Here is a 15,154-nt window from a genome sequence, read left to right as displayed (position 1 = left end):
CTCGGACACTAGTGACCGAGTGCCGTCCATTCGGGATCCGGCTTGCGCGCAACGACCCGGAACACGATTCCACCCCGTCCACTGCGCTGCACCTCGTCGATCAGGAAGCCTGCGTTTTCGAGGTATCCGACCGGTTCGCGGGTGAGGTGATCGGCACCGAACCGTACAGAAAGCGGTTCGACGGCCTTCATCAGCGCCCGTACAACCGTGTTGGTGCTCGGCCCGTGCTCAGCGAGCACGAATCGACCACCAGGCACCAGCACTCGAAATGCTTCGCTGGCAACTCGGTCCGGATCGGGGATCGTGCAGAACGCGTAGGTGGAGACCAATGTGTCCACGCATTCGTCAGGAACATCGAGTGCTTGCACGTCTCCGAGTCGTAGGTCGACTTCGGTCTTCACTCCCTCGGAGACCTTGACCCTGGCCTGATCGAGCATCGCAGTCGAGATGTCCACGCCGATGACGTAGTCGACGTCGTCCCCGTAGAGCGGCAGGTTCAGCCCGGTGCCCACGGCAATTTCGACCACGCGCCCATGCGCCTGATCTACTGCCCATTTCCGGGCGTCACCGAGCACAAAGCGCTCGAAGCGCCCGATCTGTCGGTCGTAGTGCGCCGCCATTGCGTCGAAAGTCTTGGCGACCTGTGCAGTGTCTGGTTCACGCATAGTGCCCCGTTTCGATCGATCTTCTGTGCAGTCTTACACGCGAGCACCGGGTCGGGAAGACCTTTCGTGACGAAGAGCGACCGGCCGCGCGACGCAGTCCCTGACGGATGACCCCGGTATCGTTCCAGGTGACCTGACCTCACCAACGACCATCATGGATAGAGACCTCGTGCGATCAAGTAACTGCGTCACCGGATCGGTCCGGCCACCTTTTTCCACTGATTCCACTGGAGGTCTGTGATGGCCGGAGGACTCTTCGCCCTGCTCGACGACGTCGCAGCCCTGGCTCGTATGGCTGCCGCCTCGATCGACGACGTTGCCGCCGCAACCGGTAAGGCGACCGCCAAAGCTGCAGGCGTCGTCATCGACGACGCAGCCGTCACGCCGCAGTACGTCCGTGGGCTCGCGGCCGAACGCGAGTTGCCCATCATCAAGCGCATCGCCATCGGGTCGCTGCGCAACAAGCTGCTGATCATTCTTCCGATCGCTCTGCTGCTGAGTCAGTTCCTCCCCTGGCTGCTGACGCCACTGTTGATGGTCGGCGGCTGTTACCTCAGCTACGAAGCGGTTCACAAGATCTGGGGTGCAATTTTCGGCCACGGTGACCACCACGAGGCCGCTGACGAGCATCCTCGCGACGAAGAAGCAGTGGTTTCCGGCGCCGTCCGCACCGACCTGATCCTGTCCGCCGAGATCATGGTGATCGCACTCAACACCATCGCGGGCGAAGGTTTCTGGAGCCGGTTGGTGATCCTTGCCGTCGTGGCGGTCGTCATCACCGTGGTCGTCTACGGCGTCGTCGGACTGATCGTGAAGATGGACGACATCGGATTGAAGATCGCCGAGACGTCGTCTGGCTTCACCCACAAGGTCGGCCGAGGCCTCGTTCGCGGCATGCCTCACGTGATGTCGGTGCTCTCGGTCGTGGGTACCGCCGCGATGCTGTGGGTCGGTGGCCACATCCTGTTGGTCGGCATCGACGAACTGGGCTTCCACCCGCTCTACGACGCCGTTCATCACGGCGAAGAAGCAGTCAGTGACATCGCCGGAGTCGGCGGGGTACTGGCGTGGATCGTCAACACCCTTGCGTCGGCGGCACTGGGTCTGGTGGTCGGCGCCATCATCGTCGCAGCTCAACTGGGTATCACCCGCCTGCTCGCAAAGCGTTCTGCAACGGCCTAGTCACTGCGAGTTGTGGCGGAGCACCATCTGCTCCGCCACGGCGCGCAGTCCTTCACGCAACGACCGTGGCTCGAGCGCTTCGACGTCCGCTCCCAGACCGATCAACTGCGAGAGCGCGACAGCTTCGCTCTCGAGTTTCAGCTCCGCACTCACCCATCCGTCGTTGTCCTCCGGCCCCACTTCGACGGCAGCGGCAAGCTCGCCCACCACATCGGGGAGCCGGCGCCTGCCCTCTGGTGACAACCGCACGCGACACTCGAAGCGAAGCAGCGAACGGTCGAACTCGGCCATCGACGCCGCCCACCACGACGGCAGATCGAAATCCACCGGCCGAGTGAACGAATCATCTTCTACCACGGCATTTTTGATGCGCCCGACTCGAAACGACAGCGTTCGACCGTTCATCCCCGCCACCAGATACCAAACACCGGCTTTGATGACCAGACCCAGCGGATCGACCGTCCGATCGCGATCGCGATAGACGAAGCGCAGTCGACGCGAGTCCAGCACAGCGGATGTGACGATCGGAAGCGCAGAGATGTCATCGACGCCGCCGAACCAACCCGGAACGTCCACGAGAATGCGGGCCTGCCACAGTCGTGCACTCTCGCGCAGGGGACCGGGCAGGGAGCGGAGCAGTTTTGCCCCCGCCGAACCGACGGCGTCGGATCGCCCGAGATCTGCAGCGATGGACGGCACGCCCAACAGCATGAGTGCGGACGTCTCGTCGTCCGTCATGCCGGACAGCTTGGACTGCCAACCGTCGAGCAGACGGATGCCACCACCGGGGCCGCTCTCGGTCCAGATCGGCACGCCGGCAGCCGACAACGAGGCCACGTCGCGGTAGATCGTCCGCACCGAAACGCCGAACTCTTCGGCCAACTGATCGGCGATAACGCCGCGACTCCCCTGCAAACGCAGCATGAGTTGGAGCAACCGCGCGGATCTCATGGACCGAACATTACCGAGAATAACTGACAGAAGTTGTCAGGAATAGGGGTGCACAATGACCGTCATGGTCACTTGGAAGCAGTTCTCCGAAGAAGTACCCGCTCTTGCCGACGCGGTCCAAGCACGATTCAAAGCCCACAAGCATCACGTCCTCGCAACGCTGCGCAAGGACGGTTCACCGCGCGTGAGCGGCACCGAAGTCGAAATCCTCGACGGGCGTCTGGTGCTCGGTTCGATGTTCGGCGCACTCAAGGCGAAGGATCTCATCCGTGACGGGCGCTACGCCCTACACAGCAATCCCGGTGAGCACACCATGGAGGGCGGCGATGCGAAGATCGCCGGAATCGCACGCGAGGTGACCGGCGACGAGTTCGAAGCCGTGCTCGCAAGCTACACCTACGAGGTTCCGAAACCCCTGCACCTCTTTGTCCTCGACATCGACGAGGTGGTGCACACGACGGTCGACGACGAGCACATGTACGTCGATCTCTGGAAGCCGGGCAAGGAGATCACCCGCTTCACCAAGTGACGTTCTTCTCGCAATGCTCGCCGTTGGCACACGATTCCACCTGAACGGTGGCGTGGGAAAGACCGTGACTCTCGAGGACGGTGCGCGCGGATTCCAGAACGTTCGACGAATTCGCGTCACTGGTCAGGTGGACCGTCGCGACATCCATGCCGGTGGTGAGCGTCCAGACGTGTAGGTCGTGAACACCCATCACGCTCGGCAGCGCCGCCAGGTCGGCCTCGACCGCTTCGACGTCGACGTCGGCCGGCGACGCCTGCGTCAGAATGCGCAGCGATGCTGCGGCCAGTTTGATCGCACGCGGCACCACCCACAGCGAGATGAGAACACCGACGACGACGTCCGCCCACGTCCAGTTGAACAGCAGGACAAGGCCACCGGCAATCAGAACTCCGACGCTACCGACGGCGTCTGCAAGCACTTCGAGGTAGGCGCCACGCACCGCGAGGCTGTCCTTGGAATCGCCGCGCAGCATCAGCATCACGACGATGTTCGCGGCCAGACCGGCGGCCGCAGTGATGATCAGGGCGCCGCCCGGGATCTCGGGTTCGTTACCGATGCGGCCGATTGCCTCGTAGAAGACCCAGGCGGCGACGGCCAGCAGCATCACGGCGTTGGCCATGGCGGTCAGCACTTCGGCGCGGTGCCAACCGAAGGTCCTGGCCGCGGTGGTGCTGCCCTTCTTCGCGAGCAGCAAAGCCGTCAATCCCATGGCCATGCCCACCACGTCGGTGAGCATGTGGCCGGCGTCGGCAAGCAACGCCAGCGAGTTGATCAGAATGCCGACCGTGGCTTCGAGTACGAGAAATGCAACGAGGATCGCAAGCGCGATCGCCATTTTCTTGATGCGTTGCGGTGACGGCCCTACTCCGACCGAATCTGCTGCCGAGTGGCCGTGTGAATGGCCGTGCCCTGCTCCCATTTGTCCTGTTCCCTCCCAAGTCCTTCTCAGAGCATATGCATACATTCGCATACATACAATGAGTTGCTCAGTGAGCGGGAAAAGGCAGAGGTCAGCGATCCGGCTCGTACGCCGGGTGCGGCACAGTGGGCGGCAGAGTGGCGATCGACGAGATGCGCTTCATGCCTGCTACCTGCAAGAGGTCGACTACCAGCGATCGAATCTGGGCAAACACCACCGTCGAGGACAGGCCCGCGTTCTCGACTATCGCCGGTTTCAGTTCCTTCGCCACCGAGCGCAGGACGCGCGCTGCCTCGGCCTGATCAGGCTGCTCCCCCGGCTCCGCCAGGATCATGTCCTTGAGAACTTCGACGGCTTTCGACAAGCGCTCGACCTGAGCCACCAGACGAGGATCGAGGATCTCGTCGTCCCTGACCAACGTCAACGAACGACGCGCGAGCACTCGAATGTTGCGCATCGCGTTGTCGATGGGATCGGCTGTCGCCATGAGCCTTTCGAGGCGCGGTCGACTGTTCCAGTACAGCGGGGAGATTCGGCTGATCTCGCGCCCGCCGAGGAGGTTGCTGCGCAATCCGTCGATGGCACCCTGAGTTGCGCGCGCCTTCTGCAGCGCCTTCACGATCGGGTCCGGGTCGTTCGCGACGAGGCCGTCTGCCACCAATTGCAGTACCTCTGACGCTGTTCCGAGAATCGATGCAGCGTCCTTGCGTGCGCGTCGTACCGGGTGCGTGGGGATGATCGCGACCACCGCGATGCCCACCAAACCACCGACAAGGGCGTCGATCATGCGATCGGGCCCGCCGCTGCCGCCCGGTGGGATCAGCGTCGCCACCAGCACGGCCGAGTTTCCGGCCTGCATGGAGAAGATCGGCCCGCTGTTCAGTAGTACCGCGACGGACATCGCCAGCACGACAACCAAACTGATCTGCCAAGGTCCGCTCCCGATGCCGGAGATGATCAGGTCACCGATTCCGATACCGACCGTGACACCCGCAACCAACTCGAACGAACGTCGTAGTCGGGCGCCCAACGACAGACCGAGCGAGACCACGGCGGCAATCGGCGCGAAGAACGGCGCATGGTGCCCGATCACCGTGGTGGCAACCCACCACGCCAATCCGGCCGCCAAGGCACATTGAATGATCGGTAGCGCCGACGTCTGAAGCCGACGCACCGATTTGCGAGCACGGTCCTTGATACCGGCCCGGCTCGGACGGAAACTGCTAACCGAGGCCAAGCGCTTCGGCGGCGTTGGGATCGCAGTCTTCGAGCAGATCTAGGCAACGCGCGTACTCGTCGGCCTCACCGATCGTCTTCGCGGCCTTGGCCAAGACAGCGACGCAACGGAGGAATCCGCGGTTCGGCTCATGGCTGTAGGGCACAGGACCGAAACCCTTCCAACCGTTACGACGCAGTTGGTCGAGTCCGCGGTGGTAGCCGGTACGCGCGTAGGCGTAGGCAGTGATGGTTTCGCCCTTGTCCAGGGCAGCCTCGGCGAGGTAGGCCCACGCGATGGAGGCAGTGGGATGGTCGGCCGCGACCTGGGCCGGGTCAGCGTGGTTGAGCAGTGCCGATTCCGCCTCGTCGTCGCCGGGAAGCAGAGTGGGCTTGGGTCCGAGCAGGTCACCGAATTGGGTCATGCGCTCATTGTGCCCGCTACGCCTTTCTGCCACAGGACCGCCTCGCCGACGGTCGGAGTTATGCCCGGTACATACCGGTCGTTACCCTGACATGGTCATTGCCGCATAAGACCGAAGGGTTACCCGTGCCGGACTCGAAAGACGACAACTCGAAAAAGAGCGCAGCCCCGAAGGGTGCGCCCGAGAAGTCGGCCCCGACCGAACCTGCGACTGTGGCGATCCAGAAGGCAGACAAGAACTCGAAGGCGGACAAGAACTCGAAGGCGGGCGGCGACGCCAAAGCCGCCAGCGCGCCAACCGTCGCGATCCCCAAGGCAACTCAGGCACCCACAGCAACACCAGCAGCAACACCGGCAGCGGCCCCGACACCCCAGCCCAAGCCGGAGCCCGCCACCGTCGCGATTCCGAAAGCCGCGCAGCCGACACCGCCACCCCGGCAAGCTCCAACCCCGCCGCCACCGCCACAGCGCTCCGCGCCTCAACCGCCACAGCGCTCCGCGCCTCAACCGCCACAGCGCTCCGCGCCTCAACCGCAGCAGCGCGCCGCGCCTCAACGTGTGGGTGTCGCAGCGACCCCACCGCCGGCCCAGCCGATGCCGACTCGCATCGAGCCTGCCGCGCCGGAAAAAACCAAGCGCAGTGGCAAGGGCTGGTACATCGCGGCAGCAGCGGCCGGCGTCGCCGTCCTCGCGGCAATCGGCATCGCAGTCTTCGTCTCGTCCAACAGCGGTAGCGGCGAAAGCTCACCTGAAGCCCAGGTTCAGACCGCCATCTCGACGTACGTCGATGCTCTTCAGACCGGTGATCTGGCGACCCTGCGTACGTCGACGTGTGGGGCGCTGGGCGAGTACTACCGCACTATTCCGGACGCGGCGTTCGCTCAGGTCCACGACAATGCCGTCGCTCAGAAGACGATCCCGCAGGTCGGAGCCGTCGATGCGGTGCGCATCACCGACGACACCGCGATCGCTCAGGTCCAGGCAAGTTTGCCGAGCACCGGCGAACAGTCGTGGCGCACGTTCGACCTCGAACGCCAGGACGGCACGTGGAAGGTCTGCGATCCCAGCAAGTAAGCACCTGAACAGAAAATGCGCGTCGACGAGAAATTCGTCGGCGCGCATTTTGTTCTGTGAAGCGCAGTTGTGAAGCCGATCAGCCTGCGGACACCGAGCGTCCGGCCGACTTCAGGTCGTTGCACGCCTCGACGACGCGAGCCGTCATGCCTGCTTCGGCCTTCTTGAGGTAGCTGCGCGGGTCGTACGCCTTCTTGTTTCCGACCTCGCCGTCGACCTTGAGGACGCCGTCGTAGTTGGAGAAGAAGTGTCCGGCGATCGGACGGGAGAACGCGTACTGGGTGTCGGTGTCGACGTTCATCTTGACGACGCCGAAGTTCAGCGAATCCTCGATCTCGGACTTCAGCGATCCCGATCCACCGTGGAAGACGAAATCGAAGGGCTGCGAGCCTGCGGCCAGGCCGAGCTTGGCAGCGGCGACCTTCTGGCCCTCTTCGAGAACCTCGGGCTTGAGCTTGACGTTGCCCGGCTTGTAGACGCCGTGGACGTTGCCGAAGGTGGCTGCGAGCAGGTACTTGCCCTGTTCGCCGATGCCCAGAGCATCGACCGTCTTCTCGAAGTCTTCACTCGAGGTGTAGAGCTTGTCGTTGATCTCGGCCTCGACGCCGTCTTCTTCGCCGCCGACGACACCGATCTCGACCTCGAGGATGATGCGTGCAGCCTTGGAGAGGGCGAGCAGTTCCTTGGCGATTGCCAGGTTCTCGTCGATCGGGATAGCCGAGCCGTCCCACATGTGCGACTGGAACAGCGGGTTACGACCGGCGTCGACGCGCTCCTGCGAGATCGCGAGCAGCGGACGCACGTAGGTGTCCAGCTTGTCCTTCGGGCAGTGGTCGGTGTGCAGCGCGATGGTGACGTCGTACTTTGCCGCGATCACGTGTGCGAACTCGGCGAGCGCAACAGCGCCGGTGACCATGTCCTTGACGCCCAAACCGGAACCGAACTCGGCGCCGCCCGTCGAGAACTGGATGATGCCGTCACTGCCGGCGTCCGCGAAGCCCTTGATGGCTGCGTTGATGGATTCGGAGCCGACACAGTTGATGGCGGGGAAGGCAAAGGAATGCTCCTTGGCCCGACCAAGCATCTCGGCATAGACCTCGGGAGTTGCGATAGGCACGGCGGGAGTCCTCCATATACGTGTCGTTCGGAGCGCTCGGCGATGTGAAAGCGCTTCGTGTGGTCCTAGCAGTATGGCAAGTCCGACTCGTCACGTCTCTTTGCGGTCTCGGCCGCCGCCACCGACGCGATGACCTGCGGTGGTGGGAAACACTCAGATTCGGCCGGTACTCTGGCCCCCGTGAATGTGCAGGCAGCAACTGAATCCGTGACGAACCTGGCCTTGCTGCCCGGCTTCCTCGATCCCGTGAACCTCTTGAATTCCTTCGGAACGTGGGTTCTGGTGGGACTGCTTCTGGTGGTCTTCATCGAATCAGGGCTGCTGTTTCCGCTCTTGCCCGGCGATTCTCTGCTCTTCACCGCAGGGCTGATCGCGGCTTCCAAGTCCACCGAGATCGAACCGTTCGCGCCGCTGTGGGTGCTCCTGGTGACGATTCCGATCGCCGCGATTCTGGGTGACCAAGTCGGGTTCTACATCGGCGCCAAGGGCGGAACTGCCCTGTTCAAGACGGACGACGCGCGGTTCTTCAAGAAGAAGTACATCGACGAGTCGCATGCCTTCTTCGAAAAGCACGGCCCGATCACCATTATCCTGGCGAGGTTCGTGCCGATCGTGCGTACTTTTGCACCGGTTGTCGCGGGCGCCTCGAAGATGAAGTACTCACTGTTCCTGACCTACAACATCGTCGGCGGCATCCTGTGGGGTGCCGGTGTGACTTTGCTCGGCTACCTCCTGGGGCAGATCGAATTCATCCGCGACAATGTCGACTACATCTTCATCTTGATCGTCCTGGTGTCGGTTCTGCCGATCGTCTTCGAAATCGGAAAGCGAATTCTGGCGTCGAGACGTGGTGAATCGGCGAATACTTCCACTACGGACAATTCGACGGTGACAGTCCCCGAAGACCCCACCCCCTGATTGCAGAACGAGGCGAAGAACTGACCACGATGACGCTCGCATCCGGCAGTTTCTCCCCACTCGAGACTGCCGGGCCCCTGTTGGTCTGGATTATCGTCGTCACGTTCGTCTTCATCGAGTGCGCGATCATCCTCGGGTTGTTTCTCCCCGGCGACTCACTGCTGATCACAGCCGGAATCGTGCTTGCCGGTCACGAATCCGGTGCAGGCCACGTGTGGGCGCTGTCGGTGGGCGCGATGATCGCTGCCATTGCCGGCAACCAGGTCGGGTACGTCATCGGCCACCGGACGGGCAACCACATCAAAGCCCGTAAGGGCGGCAAGTACTTCACCGAGAAAAATCTGCACCGCGTCAACATCCTGTTGGAGAGACACGGGTTCTGGGCCGTCCTGATCGCCCGCTGGGTTCCGTGGGTTCGCACCTTGTGCCCGATGGTCGCAGGCGCAGCCAAGATGAACCACACGCGCTACACCATCGCGAGCACCATCGGCGCGATCATCTGGGCACCGGTGCTCCTGCTGCTCGGTTTCTACGGTGGCTCGTTCCTCGATCGCGTTCCGTGGTTGCTGCCCGCCGTGCTGATCGTGATGATGGTCAGCTTGGTCATCGGCACCGCTTTGGGAATCTGGCAGTACCGCAAGGAAATGGCCCGACCGGCCGAAGACGTCGAGGTCGAAGAGGTTCTCGACTAGAAGCTGTCTGCTCAGTGCAGGTGGCTCTGGTCCCACGCCGGAAGCGGGTCCTCGTAGCGAGTCCAGGCCCGCGGTCCTTCGCGTAGTTCGTCATCGGTCAGCAGAGCCGGATCGAGGATTCGCGACGGCGTCGCCGGGTCGAGTTTCACTCCGATGAACACGATCTCCTGCCCTGGCACCTCCGCTGCCGACGCCCACAGTTGCGCCGGTTCGATGACGAGGTTGGGGCCTGCCTGCGACCAGATAGCGGCGAACTCGGGCCTACTGGCGATCCAGCAGAAGCCTTTGCTTCGCAAGAGTCCCGCGAACTGACCGAGCGCAGCCTCGAGTCGCGCCGGATGGAAGGGTCGCGAGGCTCGATACGTGACGCTGCGTATTCCGTATTCCTCGGTTTCCGGGGTGTGCCCGCCGGCCAGCTCCTCGTCCCAACCGGGTACTTGCGCAGCCAGTTCCGGGTTGTAGAGACCGGTTTCGAGGACGCGATCGAGGGTGACTTTTCCGTGGTCGGTCCGAATCAGTTGAGCAGTGGGGTTGAGCCTACGAAGCGTCGCCTCGACGGTTCCCGCCGCCCGCGGGCTCACCAGGTCGGTTTTGTTCAGCAAGATGACGTCGGCGAACTCCACCTGATCAACCAGGAGATCGGAGATGCTGCGTCCGTCCCCCTCCCCGGCTTCGAGGTTGCGCTCGTCCAGTCGTTCGCCTTTTGCCAGTTCGCCGAGAAAAGTCGACGCGTCCACCACGGTCACCATGGTGTCGAGCTTCGCGAGCGAGCCGAGGCTGAAGCCGTCCTCGAATTCCCAGTCGAAGGTGGCCGCCACCGGCATCGGTTCGGAGATGCCGGTGGATTCGATCACCAACTGATCGAACCGCCCCTCGCGGGCCAGCGCGCCGACGGCGTCGATCAGATCCTCGCGCAGCGTGCAGCAGATGCATCCGTTGGTCAGCTCGACCAACTTCTCCTCCGTGCGATCGAGGTGGCCCTGGCCCGCGACGAGCGCCGCGTCGATGTTGATCTCGCTCATGTCGTTGACGATGACGGCGACCCGACGGCCGTCTCGATTGGCGAGGATGTGGTTGAGGAGTGTGGTCTTGCCTGCGCCCAGAAATCCGGACAGCACGGTTACCGGTAGCTGCTTCATTCCTTAATGGTAACCATTGTCATTATCGACAACGGGAGGCGGGCCTACTGCACTGCAGACGCACTACCCGAGAACTGGCTCTCGGGCCTCGGCAACCCGAAATGATCACGAAGCGTCGTACCCGTGTATTCGGTGCGGAACAGACCGCGATCCTGCAGGATCGGGACCACACGCTCGGTGAAGATTTCGAGTCCACCCGGGTAGTACGGCGGCATGACGTTGAATCCGTCAGCAGCACCGCTGGTGAACCATTCCTCGATCGTGTCGGCCACCTGCTCGGCGGTTCCGGCGAACACCCGGTGTCCGCGCGCACCCGCCAAACGATGAAGCAGTCCCCGAACCGTCGGACGCTCACGCTCGACTATGCCGGCGATCACCTGCAATCTGCTTTGCTTGTTGTCGGTGACATCACCTGCCGCCGCGAACAATTCGACAGGAACCGGTGCATCCAGTTCCAGATTCCGAACATCGGTCCCGGTGAGTGCACCGAGTTGCGCGAGCCCGTACTCCGGCGAAGTCAACTCGTTGAATTCTCGCTCCAGCGCCTTGGCTTGTTCCTCGGTGTCACCGATGAACGGGCTGATTCCCGGCAGAATCTTGACATGATCGGGGTTGCGCCCGAACTGAGCAGCCCTCGACTTGATGTCGGTGTAGAACGCCTGCGCATCGGAAAGTCTCTGGTGCGCTGTGAAAATCGCCTCCGCATACTGACCGGCAAACGCGCGACCGTCGTTGGACGCCCCGGCCTGCACCAGCACCGGGTATCCCTGCGGCGTTCGCGGTGCGTTGAACGGCCCCCGCACCCGAAGATGCCGGCCGACGTAGTTGATCTCGTGAATCTTGTTTCTGTCCGCGTAGATTCCGTTCCCCCGGTCCAGACTGATCGCGTCGTCCTCCCAGCTGTCCCACAACCGCACCACCGCGTCGACGAATTCCCTTGCACGCGAATACCGGTCGCCGTGGTCCGGATGCTTGGCCAGCCCGAAGTTGGCGGCAGCCAGATCCGTACCCGTGGTGACGATGTTCCACCCAGCGCGTCCGTTCGAGATGTGGTCGAGTGAGGCGAACAGGCGAGCCAGGTTGTACGGCTCGTAGTACGTGGTCGACGCCGTCGCGATCAATCCGATCCGCTCGGTTGCCACTGCAATGGCCGTCAACAAGGTGATCGGCTCCAACGTCCCTGCGGGACCGTGCTCGACGTCGCTGCGCAACGCGGGACCGTCGGCGAAGAAGATTCCGTCGAACTTCGCCGCCTCAGCAGTGCGAGCGATCTCCTGGAAATACGTGACGTCGAACAGACGTTCCGGTGTTGTCCACGGATGACGCCACGCCGCTTCGTGATGACCGGCGGGGTGGATGAACGCGTTGAGGCTCAGTTGGCGCGGAGAATCAGACATGCCTGAATGCTGGCAACTGCCGCCGCAGTCCGACAGGGTTAGGGTTCGCGTGATTCCAACTCGGGGTTGGCAGCTCGGTATCGTCACATGGGTGAGCCGCGTAGTTGTAGCCGAGTTCGTACCGTCCGGATCGACAGCATCGGTTCTTCACCAGTGGTGTGAGGTCTTCGCCGAAGGCCAGCGTCACCTGTCCGGAACTGCGCCGACAGCGACGGCGCTGATGGAAATGATCGAGGCCGAGGACGGTTCGGCCGATGTATGGCGTTGGATCGCACGCGACGGCGGAACGGACGAGGTCCTCGGTATCGCCCAGGCGCGACGCAACTCGGCGGAACCTGATCTCGCAGAGTTTCGGATGTACGTGACACCCCACGCGCAGCGACGAGGGGTAGGACGAGCGCTTGCCGAACTCGCCGAAGTCGACATCGCCGGGTTCGGCGTGCGAAGAATCAGAGTGACGGCGCTCGTCGGAAGCGCAGCCGAGCATTTCCTGGGATCGTTCGACGGCCACCGCGTGCTGCTTCGGTTGGCCAACCAGGTTCAGCACCTCAGCCCTCCCACCGCACACAGCGCCCGCCCCGGCTATCGAATCGTCAGTTGGCGCAACCGAACCCCGGACGAGCTGGTCCACTCCTTCTCGGAGGCATTGAACCGACTCCTCGACGCGCCGGGCGCCGAATTGCAGATGCCCGAACGTAATTGGGGAGCCGACGAGGTCAGATCGTGGGAACAGAAGATGACGGGTGGCTCTCAAGTACTCCTGGTGTGCTGCGCGGTCGACGACAGCGTCGGCGAAGTAGCCGCAGCGACAGTGGTGACGGTGGACGAACATGACAGCACCCACGCATCACAGCACGACACCGTGGTACTTCCCCAGCACCGCGGACACGGTCTCGCTCGGTGGGTCAAGGAGCAACAAGCGTCTGTGTTGGCAGCTGAATTTCCCTCGCTGCGAAGAATTTACACAACGGTGAACGCGGAAAATCACCCGATGCTGACCGTCAATCGGAGCCTGGGATACCAGACCGTTGCGGAGCGGATCCTGGTGGAGATCAGGAGAGTCGAGAGTGCGTTGCACAAGCCTCGGTGACGATCTTCCTCCACAGGAGCGGGTGAGACTGCCAGAAGTTGTGCGCGACACCGTCGACGACCTCGAAACTACCGTTAGGCACGAGCTCGGCCAGTTGCTGCAACGGCCACGACGGGCGAATATCGTCGGCCGCCGCGAGAAATGTCATGGGCACGGGTGAGTCGGCCAACTGCCGAAACAGCTGTGGTTCATGGATCCATTCGATGAACGATTCTTGAAGCGATTGCCAGACAACAGGTTCCCAAGGTATCTGCGGGTCCGGCTCGATTCCCGCTTCGTACTGCTTCGACCAGGTCCGGTCCTTGTGGAGGCCGTGCCCCGCGATGCCGACGACGCCGGACACCGATTCCGGACAGTCGAGTGCGTACCGCACCGCCAAGTCGGATCCCCACGAGTGCCCCAACACGACCCAGCTGTCGATCTCGAACGTGCGTCGGACGAGTTCGAGGTCCGCAACCGCCTGCGCCATCGTATGAGCGCCGCCACCGGACCGGCCGACTCCGCGTGGCTCAGGGCACCACGCGCGCATTCCTTCCGGAACCAGCTCGTCGTGAGCAAGATAGTGAACGCATCCCGGGCCGCCGGAGAGAACCAGAACGTCCGCGCCTGCCCCACCGACATCGATGTGAAGACGTACGCCGTCCGTGTCGACCACGTGCCGGGATTCCATGAGGGAAAAGCCTAACGCTTACGCGGGTATCCAGCCGCCGAGACGACAAATGCCGCCTCCATGAGCATCCACCCACCTACCTGCACCGAGAGGTCTCGCTCGGGCACGCTCGACGAGCGCACCGTTCCGGCGGCGAAGGTGGCGATGTCGCCGGACAGACTCGGCAACTGAGCATCCTTGGTCCAGTCGTGCCCGAACAGCGGCAGACCTTCGATCTGCAGTCTGTTGTTCCAGGCCGCTTCCGCGGAGGACAGAACGATCTGCGCTGCGAGTTCGCGCGCTCGCAGGTCCTCGTGAGTCTCCCAGGACAGGTTCACCACCACGAACGCCAGGTAGCGAGCCAGGATTGCGTTGAACAGCCCGCCGTCGCCTCCGCCACCTCCCGTGATGACTCCGTACTCGGTCATTCCGTCGTACACCGCGTCGACGAGTTTGTGGACTCGCTCGCGGTGACGCGGCTCGCCCAATCGCGTCGACAACTCGGTTTCCAACCCCAGCGTGACGCCCTGACAGTACGAATAGATCGCGCGCTCGAGGGTGCCATCGCGGCGGATGCCGTCGAAGATCAGTCCGGAGTCCGGATCCCGCAGCGTCTCGTCGATCCAGTCGGCCGTTGCCTGCGCGCGCCAGAGTTTTCCGGTGCGCGCCAGCATGATTCCGGCGGGTCCGTTTGCCGGGGTGTTGTAGAAATCGGAACCTTTACACCACGGAATACCGCCGCCGTCGGCCGGGGACCACGAATCGAAGAGTTGCGATTCGAGCGCCTGGACCGCGGTCCGGTGATCGACCGAGAACATACGTTGAGCACGTTCGAGCGAGAGGCCCAGCCACGCCATGTCGTCGTAATAGTTGTTGGTCCACGCCGAGACGTTGCGGACCCGCACACTGCGGGCAACCTTCGCCACCCGGCGACGACGCTTGGGCGTCGGGTCACGTTCGAGCGCGTCGATTGCAGTGTCGAGCAGGTGTGCTTGCCACCAGTAGTGCCACGGCTTGAACATCCGCTCGCGCCGAACAGCAGGCCAGGCAACCACGCCGAGTGCTGTCCGGGGCAGTCCCCACAGGCGCCGAAGGTGACGACTGACTATCGCGCCCTCAGCCGCATCGGCTCGCTCTGCCCACACTTCCTGCATAACTACCTATCCTGTCTGGTCGAGGCGCTACGCGCTAGC

Annotated in this window: 16 protein-coding genes; 6 read left to right on the top strand and 10 right to left on the bottom strand. The window is 63.1% G+C overall.

Translation table 11 applies throughout. The features are described from left to right. Nucleotides 1-8: 8 nt before the first annotated feature. A complete protein-coding gene (locus tag FEZ59_RS22780) occupies nucleotides 9-665 on the bottom strand; it encodes a methyltransferase domain-containing protein (protein WP_003944335.1) in 657 nt (218 codons plus the stop codon). Nucleotides 666-905: 240 nt separating this feature from the next. On the opposite strand from FEZ59_RS22780, the gene FEZ59_RS22775 reads away from it, so the two are divergent. Beyond that, nucleotides 906-1,847 (top strand): DUF808 domain-containing protein, encoded by a 942-nt coding sequence (locus tag FEZ59_RS22775; protein WP_020968812.1) that lies wholly within the window; start codon nucleotides 906-908, stop codon nucleotides 1,845-1,847. On the opposite strand, the gene FEZ59_RS22770 is transcribed toward FEZ59_RS22775, so the two are convergent. Further along, on the bottom strand, nucleotides 1,848-2,798 hold the full coding sequence (locus FEZ59_RS22770) for a WYL domain-containing protein (protein ID WP_020968811.1): 951 nt from the start codon (nucleotides 2,796-2,798) through the stop codon (nucleotides 1,848-1,850). 64 nt (nucleotides 2,799-2,862) lie between these two features. Between FEZ59_RS22770 and FEZ59_RS22765 the strand changes: the two genes are divergently transcribed. After that, on the top strand, nucleotides 2,863-3,327 hold the full coding sequence (locus FEZ59_RS22765; RefSeq protein WP_029254754.1) for a pyridoxamine 5'-phosphate oxidase family protein: 465 nt from the start codon (nucleotides 2,863-2,865) through the stop codon (nucleotides 3,325-3,327). Here the strand turns inward: FEZ59_RS22765 and FEZ59_RS22760 are convergent. The 3 genes from FEZ59_RS22760 to FEZ59_RS22750 form a co-directional block, all read right to left on the bottom strand. Continuing rightward, on the bottom strand, nucleotides 3,317-4,246 hold the full coding sequence (locus FEZ59_RS22760) for a cation diffusion facilitator family transporter (RefSeq protein ID WP_019749454.1): 930 nt from the start codon (nucleotides 4,244-4,246) through the stop codon (nucleotides 3,317-3,319). The genes FEZ59_RS22765 and FEZ59_RS22760 overlap by 11 nt on opposite strands. Before the next feature lie 91 nt (nucleotides 4,247-4,337). After that, nucleotides 4,338-5,483, bottom strand: a complete 1,146-nt coding sequence (locus tag FEZ59_RS22755) for an FUSC family protein (protein WP_099697970.1) — start codon at nucleotides 5,481-5,483, stop codon at nucleotides 4,338-4,340. Beyond that, the gene (locus FEZ59_RS22750) at nucleotides 5,470-5,886 is read right to left on the bottom strand and encodes a DUF3151 domain-containing protein (protein WP_003944361.1); all 417 of its coding nucleotides are present in this window, start codon (nucleotides 5,884-5,886) and stop codon (nucleotides 5,470-5,472) included. The genes FEZ59_RS22755 and FEZ59_RS22750 overlap by 14 nt, the downstream gene beginning before the upstream one ends. A gap of 125 nt (nucleotides 5,887-6,011) precedes the next feature. Here FEZ59_RS22750 and FEZ59_RS30465 point away from each other — a divergent pair, with 125 nt between their 5' ends. Continuing rightward, nucleotides 6,012-6,959 (top strand): nuclear transport factor 2 family protein, encoded by a 948-nt coding sequence (locus FEZ59_RS30465; protein WP_172933254.1) that lies wholly within the window; start codon nucleotides 6,012-6,014, stop codon nucleotides 6,957-6,959. A gap of 79 nt (nucleotides 6,960-7,038) precedes the next feature. Here the strand turns inward: FEZ59_RS30465 and fbaA are convergent, their stop codons facing one another. Continuing rightward, a complete protein-coding gene (gene fbaA, locus FEZ59_RS22740) occupies nucleotides 7,039-8,076 on the bottom strand; it encodes a class II fructose-bisphosphate aldolase (protein ID WP_019749450.1) in 1,038 nt (345 codons plus the stop codon). Nucleotides 8,077-8,256: 180 nt separating this feature from the next. Here fbaA and FEZ59_RS22735 point away from each other — a divergent pair, with 180 nt between their 5' ends. After that, on the top strand, nucleotides 8,257-8,994 hold the full coding sequence (locus FEZ59_RS22735; protein ID WP_029254751.1) for a VTT domain-containing protein: 738 nt from the start codon (nucleotides 8,257-8,259) through the stop codon (nucleotides 8,992-8,994). Nucleotides 8,995-9,023: 29 nt separating this feature from the next. Further along, on the top strand, nucleotides 9,024-9,686 hold the full coding sequence (locus FEZ59_RS22730; RefSeq protein ID WP_019749448.1) for a DedA family protein: 663 nt from the start codon (nucleotides 9,024-9,026) through the stop codon (nucleotides 9,684-9,686). Between the two features lie 11 nt (nucleotides 9,687-9,697). Here the strand turns inward: FEZ59_RS22730 and FEZ59_RS22725 are convergent, their stop codons facing one another. Continuing rightward, nucleotides 9,698-10,825, bottom strand: coding sequence for a GTP-binding protein (locus FEZ59_RS22725; protein ID WP_047888713.1), 1,128 nt, complete (start codon nucleotides 10,823-10,825; stop codon nucleotides 9,698-9,700). Between the two features lie 44 nt (nucleotides 10,826-10,869). Further along, nucleotides 10,870-12,222 (bottom strand): LLM class flavin-dependent oxidoreductase, encoded by a 1,353-nt coding sequence (locus FEZ59_RS22720; protein WP_172933253.1) that lies wholly within the window; start codon nucleotides 12,220-12,222, stop codon nucleotides 10,870-10,872. 91 nt (nucleotides 12,223-12,313) lie between these two features. Between FEZ59_RS22720 and FEZ59_RS22715 the strand changes: the two genes are divergently transcribed. Beyond that, a complete protein-coding gene (locus FEZ59_RS22715; RefSeq protein WP_346343245.1) occupies nucleotides 12,314-13,312 on the top strand; it encodes a GNAT family N-acetyltransferase in 999 nt (332 codons plus the stop codon). On the opposite strand, the gene FEZ59_RS22710 is transcribed toward FEZ59_RS22715, so the two are convergent. Beyond that, nucleotides 13,275-13,982 carry an alpha/beta hydrolase gene (locus FEZ59_RS22710; RefSeq protein WP_020968806.1) on the bottom strand — a complete coding sequence of 236 codons (708 nt, stop codon included), beginning with the start codon at nucleotides 13,980-13,982 and terminating at the stop codon, nucleotides 13,275-13,277. The two genes, FEZ59_RS22715 and FEZ59_RS22710, sit on opposite strands and share 38 nt — an antisense overlap. An 11-nt stretch (nucleotides 13,983-13,993) precedes the next feature. After that, nucleotides 13,994-15,115: a glycoside hydrolase family 76 protein gene (locus FEZ59_RS22705; protein WP_019749443.1), complete on the bottom strand. Its 1,122-nt coding sequence runs from the start codon at nucleotides 15,113-15,115 to the stop codon at nucleotides 13,994-13,996. Between the last annotated feature and the right edge of the window lie 39 nt (nucleotides 15,116-15,154).

Source organism: Rhodococcus sp. MS13 (assembly GCF_013277835.1).
GTDB lineage: Bacteria > Actinomycetota > Actinomycetes > Mycobacteriales > Mycobacteriaceae > Rhodococcus_F > Rhodococcus_F erythropolis.
Note: the sequence above shows the minus strand (reverse complement) of the source record. Positions and strands in the feature narration are given on the sequence as shown.